Source organism: Paenibacillus sp. HWE-109 (assembly GCF_022163125.1).
GTDB lineage: Bacteria > Bacillota > Bacilli > Paenibacillales > NBRC-103111 > Paenibacillus_E.
Genome location: NZ_CP091881.1, coordinates 2,679,660 through 2,693,669, shown reverse-complemented (window position 1 = coordinate 2,693,669; position 14,010 = coordinate 2,679,660). Strand labels below are relative to the sequence as shown.

Here is a 14,010-nt window from a genome sequence, read left to right as displayed (position 1 = left end):
TCATTTAGCAGTAAATTAAGTTATCGTTCCATGTTCAATCATTTTGCATTTCTCAAAAAAAGTGTAATTGCCGATTGGCTACCTGGTGTTTGTGTTCCCCGCCATACATTAGCATTAATGTTATACTTGCTAAGAAATGCCGTGCCTTCAGAATGCCGTTCGAATTTGACGGCATCAGCCCTCGTATAAATCATATCGGCAGGAAGAGTTGGCGGATCTACCGTTGTCTGAGTTTCTCTGGTTAAACGTACATACTCGCTGCCATCTCCTGTAAAGTCGAAAGTTCCCAGATTAACCCAACCCGAAGAGCCGACTGTCGCGTCGATATACGTAGTCTCGGTAACCGACTGATGCTTCACTTCCACTTTGACATGATTATCATTTGCCGTCGTGTGGACGAGCTTGTAGATGGAGACTGTATATCTTCCCTCAGGAAATTGAGCCTTCCACGTCGCGGATGATCCTTGTACGGTAGAGTACCGTGACTTAACACCAATTTTGTAGCCGGCTAAATTGCTTTGGCTCCAAGACCCTTCCGTGGTGTATAAGCCAGTCGTATTCGTGCTGTCGACAATAACCGTCAGGTCCTTAATCGTTATAGCCAAAGACGGTGTTGTTAAGGTCACTCCGTCCATCGTTACAGTAGCCCACACCGTGATATGATCCGTGGCTCCATCAAGGCTTTGAAGGGACAACAAACCGCTGCTGTTCACTACAGCCAGATCGGTTCTATCAACAAAATACTGCACACTAGCATGTGCCAGATCACTGATCAGACCGTTGTCCAAATAACCGGTTACGCTCAGTTGAGCAGCTCGAGTCATCTGCAGCTCATCTTGATTTGACAGAATGGCCACCGACTCCAGCAGCGGCATCCGATTCGGATCCACCCACATCATCGCATCGGCAACTACCCGTGACTTATTGGCCTTATTGGTTAATTCAACATATCCACTATCGCCAGCTGCAAAAGGGTAAGCTCCCAGGAACACCCAAGTCCCATTGGCCGTTGTCTCATCAACAGTAACCGTCTGTGAACCACCGCTGTAATAAACGGTAAAAGCGGCATTGGTTGCCCAATTTTCACTCGTGGCGGTTATTTGCGGGAGCTTGTAATACACGCTATAAGTGACACTTTCCGGCAGCTCGGGCCGCCAGACAATCTTGCTAGTCGCTGTACCCGAAGTTGATTTGGCATATACATAGTTGTCGTAGTAATAGTCATTAGCCGTTGTATCCCGTATCCAGACGCCTTCTGTCTCCGCCTCCGTATTATCCACAATGATGGATGACCCTGCCTGCCAATCGGGTTGTATTGGCGTCGCCGTTACTTGATCAGGCAGATATAGCGTACGCTTGCGGGTCTGTTTCCCATCCGATTCCACGTAATAAGTGAAGGTTTGGGACAAATCGTTTACCCGTATCGACCATTCCATCGGATAGATCGTATCCGGAACAGTCGTGTAGGTGGCCCCGCCATCCAATGAGTAATGGATCGTTGCTGGTTTCGTCGTTTTGGCCTCTACATAAGCATCGTAAGACGTTTTGTCTGGCTTGACGATCAGCATGCCTTTAACGGCATCAATGGGACTGTGAACATCGAAGAAATAGCTTGCATCCGATGTGTCAGCCGTTCTAACCTGATGGAGCGGCACATGAATGTTAAGTCCTTCCACAATGATCGCTGTCATTCCCTTGCTTGAAACCGTGGCCTGAATGATTCCGCCACTCATAACCGCATGCTCAGGTGTGCCATTATCACGGATGATGGTTACGTTATAATCTTGTGCCGGGTCGAACCCAATGAGCTGTGCATTCAATTTAATTGGAGTCTGTACTTCGGCAGTCGATTCATTGCTTAATCCAATGTAGAACTTATTCCCACTTTCACCCGTTATCCAGTTCAATTGAGGATGGTTGGTCTGGATAATCCCTTTGGGCATCCAGAGCCAAACGTTCGAATTGCCGTAGAATTGACCTGGTTTATTCCCATAGAGATGATATTTGAACCATAGAAAATTCGTTTCGAATACAGAAGGGAATGTAATGTTCCCATTGGATTTCAGCGATTGTTCGCTGATTAGATAATCCATCGTTTGCCCAAGCTGCGCTGGCATATGGTGATAATAGATGGATGTAGCCCCGCTGGGACCTTCCAAAGCAAAATCCGGTTCCAGTTGACTAACGGCGAAGCCCTTATAGTAATAACCTGGATAACTGGAATAGCGTCCAATAACTGCATTATGAGCGATATCCTGCAGCAGTTTGTCGCCTGTATAGAGCGACAATCTCAGCATAAATGGAGCTTCCTGCGCATTCATCCGATAATAACCGGTTGTACTTCCCGCCTCAAACGTCAACCCGTTTGGTGAAACAAGCCAACTGTCCGCTTGTACGCCACCGGCTACGTCTTCAGGGAGCTTAGTCCTGGGATAATTGTACTTACCGCTTTCCGGCCAATGGAAAGACTCCGCGTAATTATACGTCTCCGGCTGCGGAATCGTAACGGTGCCTCCGGGAACCGGACGAGCAACGAACATGGTCGCATACTGTTTGGCTTCCTTGTAAGCGGCATTCAAGTATTTGGGATCCTTTGTTTCCTCATAGAGCTCCAAGATCTCCATCCACAGCTTGCCGTAATAATAAATAAACTCATTTTTACTCACATTTACAGTTTCAGGAGTATCGATATTTTGAATGATATAACTGTCGGCTGCATCCTTGGCAGCCTGTAAATACTGCGCATCCCCCGTCATACGGTACATCATCAGGGGCTGAATAACTGGCCCGCGATCTTTCTGATCCGGATTGCGCACAAGGTACTCTTGCTGTCCTAACGCCCCAATTCCAGCCGAAGTGCCCATCATCTGATTGACAGCCGCTACGCTTGAAACATCGAACGGCAAGGTTGCCATTTTCCATAACGAAGGCACGCCATATACGGGCTTCTGTGTCGGCGACCAACCGATCCCATTTCGCGATACACCGTACTGGATGGACGGCAGCGCCCTCGTATCGTAAAGTTGGTCGTCTCCGGTCAAATAGTAAGCTCCCAGCAGAACCGCATTCGATGTTGTTCGAACGCTATCCTCGTTCTCGATGTCAATGAAGCCCTTGGCTCGGTTCCACCAACCACTGGGCGAAGGAACATAATTAACAGAATCGTCGCCCTGAGGCTCAATCTTGAGCAGATCGATCATATTGAACATCGCATCCGTAAGTGACTGTTCAGCGACATTTTCCCGGTAGGCTGAATAACCGTATTCACTGCGAAGAATATCCCCGTAGGCCTTATACAGACTGCTGCTTTGAGCGATTAGCCCCATATGAAATTGATATGTGCTTTCCGCAGTCATTTGCGAATAAGTCCCTAGTTGAGGAGCATACAGGATCGGCTGGACGCTGCCTTCGTTGTTGACAAGACTCATGCCCAGTCGTTGTTTCGTAAGGCCTCCTGTCGGCTCAAATTCGACCGGAAGTTCTTCCGACGGTACGAATACGCCATACGTCAAAGCTTTACCCGCTCCATCATTCTTTTCAACCAAACTCATCGGAGCGCTCAACTCTCGTAAGCTTGTTGATTCCACAGAACCTACCATTTTGGCATGCGATCTGAAACCATTTAACACTTCATTAATGCCAGAGATTTGCTCTGTCGTGAAAGACTGATAGCCAATCACATAATTGCCATCCCGGCGAGGTGTAAAGGCGAAGGAAACATCTGGTTTGTCCCCGGACAAGGACCAGTTCACTTGTAAATCGTAATCGCTTCCATGAGAAGAATCAGTTAATACCGCCGTGTGGCTATCTGGGAAATGAATCCCGTCGAATGTAATCCAGCGTTTGTTCATCGTATCGTAGTAATTGGTACGACTTCCTGCATTCCCATCCAACAAGACCCATTGTTCTTCAAGTCTTTCCGCCACATTATTGATTGCCACCCAGTTCCCCGTAACCGCGTCCTTGTAGAACAGATCACGAACGATGGATTTGCCTCCATCCCAAGCAGCTTCATAGAAAGTTGCCTTATAGTTAGCGTTCTCGATGCTGCCTTTGTTCGTATAACTGAGATTCGCCAATGTGCGGCTGCGCAGCGGAGGCAGCGGTGGAGCCTGCTGCCTAATATTTCCTTCGAACTTGACCGCATCCGCCCGCGTAATGATGGTGCCCGTCGTTGGCTGCGTGCGAGTCAATCTGACAAATTCGGTGTCATTGCCGCTGAAAACATACGTTCCCAGATCAACCCATCCGGCAGCTGGTCCCGACGAGGGCCTGAGATCCATAAACATGACATCCGTAATCCCATTGTGCACAATTTCGATTTTGACATTACTATCTGCTTTATCCGCCCAATTAAGCTTGTTGAACGATATTCTCGCCGTTCCTGCTTCCAAGCGCGGATTCCATGTGATGCTTCTTCCCACCGCATCCGTAAAGTTGGAACTGGAGTTATTATACCCCTTCACGCCTGCACTAGTGCTCCAATAAGGAGCCGAGAATCCGTTATTCTTGTTCTCCACATCAGTGGTGACGACACCATTAATCGTGAGGCTTCCATCATCAATAATGATCGTCTTGTAAGGCTCTTTCTGCTGAATGTTCCCTTCGAACTTGACCGCATCAGCACGTGTTAGAACCGTACTGCTGCTGCTGGCAGACCGAGTCAATTTAACGAATTCCTCGCCAGACCCAGAGAAATAATACTCGCCCAAATCAACCCATCCCGCCGAAGCGCCGACTGAAGGCCTAAGATCCATAAATAGTACATCTGTCGTTCCATTATGAACGATTTCAATTTTTACATTGCTATCCGCTTTGTCCTCCCAGTTCAGCTTATAGAACGATATTCTCGCCGTTCCAGCTTCCAAGCGCGGATTCCACGTTATGGCTCTGCCTGCTGTACTCGTATATTTGGAGCTGGAATTATTATACCCCTTCACGCCTGTACTTGTGGTCCAATTCGGTGCCGAGTATCCGTTATCCGCATTATCCGCATCAGGGGTCACAACCCCATCGATCGTGAGGCTGCCGTCATCGATGATGATGGTCTTGAACGGTACAGTTTCCGCACTAGTCGTCCTTATTCCGAATAGACTTAATGGAACTAATATCGTCATGATAAATAAAATTAAGAAAAACAACTTTCTTATCCGCATTCAACTCATTCCTTCCCTTATTATGGTAACGCTTTCAAAAATTCGCAACCTCCTTTATTTTCATGTACGCAAAGAAGCAATTACCCGCACTCTATTGGCTAATCCCCCCTTCGTCTTTGCTATCATAGCATGTCGCTTAACCATGAAATTTCTTTAATTTTTAGAATTTCTTATAAGATTTTATGTAAAAATAAACTTGCAACATTCTGGTCTGCTTAACGGCAGTCAGAAACGTTGCAAGTCTTACATTTGAAACAAACCAACTGTAAACTACACTAAAGGCGGCTGTACGAACAACAACTTGCCAAGCTGGATCACGGTTTGATCATACCAATCCGGATGCTGCCGAACATGTTCAAGGCTACGTTCATTACCGCATGCTTCAAACACGGCCACTTTGTCTGTCTTCTCGGTATCGATTTCGAATCGAACTGTATGTTTCCCATTCGGGAGCTCCGGCAAGAATACATACTGATTCCGATTATGATCGTTATACAGTGTGAATCGATCCACAACGAAGGGATCCCCGCCGTCCACCGTCACCTTCAATCTGCCGGAATCCGGCCCCCCGATATCGAACAGTCCAATATGTGTGCCTTCGAACTGCACTGTGAAAGCCTCCCCCGGATCGACCGCTCGCCAAAGTCCGGAGAACAACCAGTCGTACTTGCGGGCCAAAGCTGAATCTTCAGGAGTCACGTAGGACCATCCCGCCGACAAATGGGCATGACCATCCAGCGGCAGCATAGTCGCATACTCCCAAGGATTCGCTGGGACCAAAGAAGCCTGGGGCAAATTATGTTCGAAACGCCCCGAGGGATCTCGAAGTTCACTTATTTTCTCGAACGAGCGGGTAATCGTATCCGTGTAAATCTGGTGTCCTTCGGGAATTGTCGGATGAATGGAATCATGCGTAAAAACTATAGCTCCAGGAATCGACTTATCTGGCCCTGAGGTAAAAATGATCTTTCCTTCGGACACCAAATGACTGACCGCTACCCCCAGATGAATCGAAGGAATACCGTAATAATCGGCCACTTCCTCCTGCATAATTGCTCCCTTCTGGTATTCTCCGGACTGAAATAAGGCCACATCGCGCTCCTTCAGCGTATAAACGAACAGGATATCGGTGAAACGGCTCATTTTGCGGATTTGACGGACGATTCCTTCGATGCGCGCCTTGGACTCGGGCACTCCGCCATCGTTGCCGACAAATTCAACAAACACTAGGTCAGGCTGATGACGCAGCACATCCCTCTCCAAACGGGCGCAGCCCAAATCCGATCCAGTTCCGTCAATGCCTGCATTCACACAGCGGATATCAGCCTTGGGATATTGCCCACGAAGCCAATCCGCCGTCATGACCCTGTATCCTTCAGAACGCGTATTGCTGCCGCCAAAGTAGACGATTGTCACGCTTTCCCCATTCTCTAACTTCTGAATGACATTAGGCAGTCCTTTTCGAGGGAATAATTCTTTCATTGCACCTTCACCTGACCCTTACTTATCGTTGTAGGAGCAAACAATTTTACGGCAAACACTTCAAAATAAGGCGAACCGAAAGTCGCGGAGAAATCGAAGCGGATTCTGGTTACACCTTGCGCATCCACCTTATGTTTATTCAACGTGAGGTAATTCCCGCGGATGATGACTTCCCTCTCGGTTCCGTCTTCGAAAGTCAAAGTCACATCATAATCTTGAATAAGGGACTCGATAGGATCGTCGAAATGCTCCAAATCCAACTGCGAATTGAAAACCAGATGGATTTCATCCAGATTTCTGGGGCTTGCAAAAGAAAGTTCCAACCATTCCCGTCCTTCCGTGCGTTCGGAAATCCAACCGTTCGGCAGACCATAGGGTCTGGAGTAGCCGTTGACGACATTCTCGGGATTATACATAATCTGAGGTGGCAGCAGGTCCTTAAAACAAATGCTCTGATTGAATTTCTTCAGCTTGGACGGCACTTCCGGCTTATAATGGAAGCTAACCGCGCCTGTAATCTTCTCTTCGTTGACATACACGGCTAACCTAGCCGTACCTTCTAACACGATGTAGATTTTGTCGTCCGCCGGCTTCTCGCAGCCCATGTCCAGTGTAATCCAGTCGTCATGTCCTGCTGCAATAGCCAATCGATAGTCTTTCAACTCGCAAGAAGGAATATAATTTTCCTTTCTGTCCCCGCCAAACAGCTTCACATGAAGCGTTTCCGAATGCTCGGAAACATTTTTAACTTTGATCCGCACGCTTTCTGCCATGGACGTCTCAATCGGAAGGACCAAACATAACCCTTTCTCCAAGGGAATCGCTGCGGTTGGATGAGGATTGGCATAGCTGCGCTGAGATGAAGCGCGAATCTGTAATCCGTCCGCGAAATAAGGATCCAATTCCTCTTGAAGTCCTACAATCGTTTGTCCGTCTCGAAGCAGCAGCGCCTGCAGCTCCCCCATATGAGATTCGACGATGGCTGCGGGGTCTACCTCATATTTCAGGCACAACGAAGCTGCCGTTCCAACAGCCTGCCCCATACAACCGCAGGTAGCCATTACTCTTGTAGATCCGAAAGCAACATGAGTAGCACTAATATTGCGACCAGCGAACATGAGATTGGGAATATTCTGGGAAAATAAACTGCGGAACGGAATATTGTACAAGCCAGGGACGAAATTCCATGCTGTAGCTGGCCCCTCATCATAGATGCCTTTAGCAGCATGCAAATCCATATACCATCCCCCGACGGATACCGCATCTTCGAAATGCGGCTTTGTGGTAAGATCGTTCTGAGACAACATGTGATCCCCAATAAATCGCCTCGACTCCCTTTTCCCCGGAATCGGACATACATAATCCAAGATGAGATTGTCCACATCATCAAATTCGCCGCTATTTTTGATATAATCCCAAATCCCGTAAACCAATTTCCGCAGCTCCAATGCGATGTCTTCATTGTTTGCGATAACATCCATATGTCCGCCGTATTCCAGCCACCACAATCCGCCGAGCCCGTTGATTTTTCTAGGAAAAGCCCGGTGGTTCAAGCCTTTTCTGATACTATCAAAAAAGTCCAACTTCGTAATATCATACGCAAAGCTAGGTCTCTTGTACGGAACGGAATATTCGACGTCACGGGCTTGAAACAGGATCGTGTCTCCCATGGTGTAATGATCCGCCACTTCAGGAGCCAAGTCTTCCTTGAATTCATGACTTGCTTCTCTACCCCGCCTAAAGAGAGCACCTGCTTGATATCCGACAACCCCGTCACCAGAGCAATCAATGTAGGTACGGCTTTCAAACCGGAATTTCCTTTCAGACGCCAATTGAAGGCCTTCCACCCACTTAATTCTGCCGTTCTCCATTCCCGTTTCATGCACGCATGTATTCAGAAATAGAGCAATATTAGGCTCATCATAGATCATATCCAACAAGACCGTATCCGAAAGCGAGAGCATAAGCTTCTTGTTGTATAACGGATTATAGTGAAATATCTTCAACTTAAGTTCTTCAACCAACCCGCCCTCACGCGCATAATACGATGGACTGTTTCCGAGATAGGCCGAACCATTAATATGGACTCTGACCTCGCTGCTGGCATTCCCCCCAAGAACAGGACGATCATTAATAAGTGAAACTTGCAACCCTTGCCGTGCCGCAGCTATGGCGGCGCATAGCCCCGCAATACCTCCGCCTACGACCGTTACATCCGATTTAATAAGCTCCATTGTGATAACCTCCATGATTAGATACAAGTATCATGGTAGTCCTTTTGATGCCCGATTTTTTACAGGATTTCGAGAAAAACTCACACATTTTTTTGCAACCTTATTTGGTTTCATAGCGCGTCATTTTTATCCGGTATTGCTTGGGCGTATCACCTGTATATTCTTTAAATAATTTACAAAAATAACCTTCGTTAACAATCCCTACTTCCTCGCACAATTCCAATAAAGAATAATCCTGAACGTTTAACAGCTCAAGAGCCAATTGAATTTTTTTACGATTGATGTAACTGATAACGCCTTCGTTCATTGTCTTTTTGAATAGACTGCTGAAATACGACGGTGCTAAATTCACTTCCTCGGCAATAGCCTCCAACGTTAAACGCTGCTTCAGATTTTTCTCGATAAATCGCATGGCACTCATGATTTCTGCCCGATGTATGAGTTGGCCTGCGTGTACATATTCGAATGTGAAATCGCCAATATACGCAAGCTGTTCCCAAAATGACATGAACTCGATTGGAAACTCTGCCACATCTGTGGTCAACATGTTCCCCGATTTAAATTTCGCCGCAATGGCTCTGTACAAGTCTCGAAGCATAGGTGCCATAATAGACTTATGGATTTTATGATCTGAAACAAATTGGTTTAAAGCAGTAAATTCTTTCTCCAGCTCTTCCTTGGAAACCTTTCTTTGCAGCCAAGCTAGTAAATCAGCCAGTTTCTGCTGGAATTCCTCCTTTTTGTCATTGCTGTAATGCAACCGATGCGCGGGTGTCTTCACTGCTTTCTCTGTATGATAATAGAAATCCTCGCTCACATGTTGAGCTTCCGTGTAAGCTTGTTTGATGGCTTCCCAACCTCGGTGCGGACCGCCAAAAGCTACCGATACCCTTTGATTCAAATATTGCTGCAAATGGGACACGATCTGACTCCCGAGTGTCTGGCAAGCGTACTCCGTATCCATATCACTGCGACTATTCTCCCAGGAAAGAAAGCCAATAAAACGATTATCGGATAGATCCACAGCTACCCCCCTGCCGCAATTCATCACCGTTTCTTCGATTACATTCGTAATCGCATACTTCAAGATGTTTTGGTCAACCGCTGAATATTCATGGCGGAAACTCTCATACAGATTCATTTCAACAATAAAGCAGCAATAATTGGCTTGAAAGAAATGAAACTGCATCCGATTGGCGAAATCGGATGCCCGATGTGACGGGATTTCTCCTCGGATCAGCTCGTTAAAAAATTGCTTGCGGACTCTATATTTATTTTCAAGAACGGATACGTTCAGAGATTGAAATTCCTCTTCTTTTTTCTTAATCTCATCCCAAATTCCGGCTGCCTTATCCAAAGCCCGATTCAAATCCGCTTCCCGCAAAGGAACCTTAACGATGTACTCCAAAACGTTGGCATGGATAGCTCGCTGCGCGTATTCAAATGACGAATAGGCGGTCAGTAGAATGTATTGGGTGTTGGGTAGCTCCGGCTTTAACTGCTCGATCATGGAGATTCCATCCATCTTAGGCATGACGATATCAGAGATGACGATATCCGGTTTAAGCCGTAGAATCTCCTCGATCCCCTTCAACCCGTTATTCGCTTTGCCCACCAAATGGAACCGTCTTTCCTTCTCGGAAAGCTCGCTAAAAAACAGTTCCAATCTTTGGATGATTAGGTCTTCATCATCAACGATGAAGCAGGTGTACTCTCTCGCCATCATGCATCTCCTTTAAACATACCTGCCGGGAATATTGCGCGAACACGGGTGATTTCATGCGGTATGCTTATGATTTGGAGCCCGAATTGTTCGCCATAGTGAAGCCTTATTCGACCATGAATATTGTTCAGCCCGATTCTTTTCCTTTTTACCGATATATCACTCGGTTCAGAATCTAGGATATACGTTATTCGATCCGCTGGAATTCCTTCGCCTTGATCAACGACTTCAATCATGACGATATCGCCCTCCCTGTAGGCATGAATAGTAATCGAACCTTCGATTCCCCCTCCGTTATAGCCATGGAAGATGCTATTCTCCACAATGGGCTGGAGCAGCATCCGGAATACGGGGAAATCCATTAACCCCTCTTCGATATTCTCAATCAAGTCAAAGTGCCTGTTATAACGGATGTTTTGGATCGCGATATAGTCCGATACATTTTGCAATTCCTGACGCAGTGAAACTTTCTCCGAAGCGTCGGCTATCCCGTATTCCAATAATGAAATGAGAGATCCGATCACAACATCTACTTTCTCTATTTGTCCAAGACGTATGACATTGCTGATAGAGCCAAGCGTATTATACAGAAAATGAGGATTTATTTGCGATTGCAGCACTTGGATTTCCAGCTTTCGCTCAAGTTCGTTATGAAGCTCCGCTCGCCGAATCAGTTCCACAATTTGCTGAAGCATACGGTCGGAAGCTCGGGAAAGATCGCCGAATTCATCGTTTCGGTTTATCGTCATTGTCGTTGTCAGATCGCCTTGCTCCACCCGCTTCATTTTTGTTTTGAGCGCATAGAGCGGATTTCTTATATATTTGGCAATAAAAAAGGAAATGAACAGACTTAAAAGAAGACCTGCGACTAGAAGCCCGATATAATAGGTTTCCAATCTGGACAACGCAGCTTCTAAGCGAGATTCATCGTTGATCGAGATGATGGACCAATTGAATTTCTCCGTCTGTTTCTTCAGAATAGAGACAGGCATGCCATCCTTAGTATGCAGTTGAAGGCTAGTTCCCGTAGTATCTAGAATTTCTCTCGCCGACGTTTCCCCGATTGCAAATGTATGATCTTGAATATTCAGAGGCCCTCTATTTTCTGAAAATCCGGCAATAATTTTGCCAGATAGGGTGATCAGAGCCAGATTCATTTGCTCTTGTTTATTAATCTTGAATAAGGTTTCTTCAATAGCATTGAGGTCCAAATCTACCGCGATGGCCATCGGAGACGGAGACCCGTTCAGATAGCGAACCATCGTAACGGTCCAGCCGGAATACTTGGATTTATAAGGATCACTGACAAATGTAGTCCTTTTGTTCTTGTCGGCTGCATCAAACAAAGGTTTTCGGTCTGCCAAAGGTTCATCGAAAATTCGCGTGGGCATACTTCCGCCTAGAATGGATAAATCGCTTTTGATCAAGTAAATGTCACTGACGTAATTACTATTGAGCTCATACAGTTCTCTTAATTGCTTTTGAATCACTTCCGTATTCGTAATATTTGCTTTCACCGATGTTTCGACTGAGAACAGGATCGTCTGGAAAGAGGAAAAATTAACCGCCAAATACTGGTCGACTTTATCCAGTATTTGTTTTGTGTAATACATGTCATTGGTCCTAATTTCCTTCTGGACATAGCGATAGGACAATTGGCTTATCAAGATGATGCAGCTTAATACAAACGCAAACACGATAAAAAATAGTTTTAAGGGCAAGCTGATTCTTCTTCGCATCGGTCATCTTCCTTTTAAATCTGGATTAACCTAAGAATAGCATAGTACAACAAAGAGAGGGGCTATTTATCGCCACTCTCTTCGTTTATTTACTTGATTAGGCCTGCTTCTTTAAATTGCTTGATTGCTGTTTCCTTATATTTCGCCATGTCAAACTTGGTATCCAACGTTTTGAGGAAATTATCCCAGTTGGTCAGAGGGTCTTTGCCTGTCATGAATTTAACTAAGCTTTCATTAATGAACCGTGTGCGATCTGCTGCCAAAGTATCACTTGGGTCTGCTGTCAATAAATTTCCGGGTAAAGTAAGCCCCACATATTTCTGGTTGTTGGTGAACGCTTCTGCCGTCTTCGGGTTCTGGAAGCTGAAGTACTCAGCATCATCGCCACGACGCGGCATTCTATAATGATCGACCCATAGGTACTTCTCTTTCATTTCCTTCGATAATTCAGAGTTTTTATTTTTAACCTTGCCATCCACGATATCCCAATGAATCCCTTTGATCCCGTATGCGAAATTCGGATAGGCATCTTTGTCCGTAAAGAGATATTCCAGCATAGACAAGATTCGAATAATTTTCTCCTTGTCCGCTTTCTTGGAAATAGCCCATGAATTGCCTTGGAATGATTTTCTCTCTACGATTTGATCGCCGTAAGGCCCTTTCATTGGAGGAATGACGATCCACTCCGGCACCTCTCCGCCAATTTCTTTCATTTTCTGCTGATAGTCCGGTTCTAGTCTGCGGGCATCTCTGATCATGAAACCCACTTTTCCTTTGAATAACTTTTGATCCAACAAATCGGGCGTATTCATCGTCACCCAGTCAGGGTCCACAACTTTGGCTGTCATCATTTTATTGATGTAAGCGAGCGCTTCCTTCATTTTCGGATCGATAAACAGGTAAACCGGTTTATTGTCTTTTACATCAATGGCTGAGGGAGGATTGACGCCGAACATCCACATCAAGCTATCGAAGCCGTAAGTTTGCAAATTGCCTTCTTTATTCATACCGCCGATGAATCCGTACGTATCGTTTTTGCCGTTTCCGTCCGGGTCTTTCTCCGTAAAGGCTTTCATCACTTCGAACAACTCGTCAGGAGTTGTCGGTACGTTCAAATTCAACTTTTTGAGCCAATCGTTGCGGATGAAGAAGCTTCGGCTGATACCGTTCACATTATCATAACCTGGAACACCTATCGTTTTTCCTTGATAGGACATCGCTTCCCAAGAGTCATTAGCGAAACGCTTCTTTAATTCAGGAAATTGGTCCAAGTACGGAGTCAGATCCGCAAGGACACCTTGGTCGTAATACTGCGCTAGATCGGAACGACTTTTCAAGAAGAGCAAATCTGGAATATCCCCGCCTGCTATGAGCGTGTTCAGTTTGGTTGTTGCTTGCCCCGCTTGAGGAATCATCATATCCAGATCGATGTTCACTGCCTTTTCCAACATTTGACGTTGAATATCTTCTTCCCGTGGAGGTATCGGAGCAGCAGCGTTGAAAGTACCTTGGTTAAACATCGTGATTTTCATTTTGTTCGCAAACTTGTTAGCCTCGGATTGAGGGCTGCTTGAAGCTGCCGGCTTCACTTTTTCTTGGTCTCCACATCCTGACAATAGCGTTCCCAGTCCTACGATAGTTGCCAGAACGGTAAGTGAAATCTGTTTACGTTGCAT

At 46.0% G+C, this 14,010-nt stretch carries 6 protein-coding genes; all 6 read right to left on the bottom strand.

Annotated elements, in window-relative coordinates:
* Positions 1–38: 38 nt before the first annotated feature.
* The 6 genes from LOZ80_RS11000 to LOZ80_RS10975 all read right to left on the bottom strand — a co-directional run bounded on the left by LOZ80_RS11000 (position 39) and on the right by LOZ80_RS10975 (position 14,010).
* Entirely contained in the window at positions 39–5,156 is a 5,118-nt protein-coding gene (locus LOZ80_RS11000) for a golvesin C-terminal-like domain-containing protein (protein ID WP_238171469.1), read from the bottom strand.
* Between the two features lie 270 nt (positions 5,157–5,426).
* The gene (locus LOZ80_RS10995; RefSeq protein ID WP_238171468.1) at positions 5,427–6,638 is read right to left on the bottom strand and encodes an SGNH/GDSL hydrolase family protein; all 1,212 of its coding nucleotides are present in this window, start codon (positions 6,636–6,638) and stop codon (positions 5,427–5,429) included.
* Positions 6,635–8,872, bottom strand: coding sequence for an FAD-dependent oxidoreductase (locus LOZ80_RS10990; RefSeq protein ID WP_238171467.1), 2,238 nt, complete (start codon positions 8,870–8,872; stop codon positions 6,635–6,637). Before LOZ80_RS10990 ends, LOZ80_RS10995 begins: the two co-directional genes overlap by 4 nt.
* A 100-nt stretch (positions 8,873–8,972) precedes the next feature.
* Positions 8,973–10,598, bottom strand: a complete 1,626-nt coding sequence (locus LOZ80_RS10985; RefSeq protein ID WP_238171466.1) for a response regulator transcription factor — start codon at positions 10,596–10,598, stop codon at positions 8,973–8,975.
* Positions 10,595–12,334 (bottom strand): sensor histidine kinase, encoded by a 1,740-nt coding sequence (locus LOZ80_RS10980; RefSeq protein ID WP_238171465.1) that lies wholly within the window; start codon positions 12,332–12,334, stop codon positions 10,595–10,597. Before LOZ80_RS10980 ends, LOZ80_RS10985 begins: the two co-directional genes overlap by 4 nt.
* A gap of 89 nt (positions 12,335–12,423) precedes the next feature.
* Positions 12,424–14,010: an extracellular solute-binding protein gene (locus tag LOZ80_RS10975; RefSeq protein WP_238171464.1), complete on the bottom strand. Its 1,587-nt coding sequence runs from the start codon at positions 14,008–14,010 to the stop codon at positions 12,424–12,426.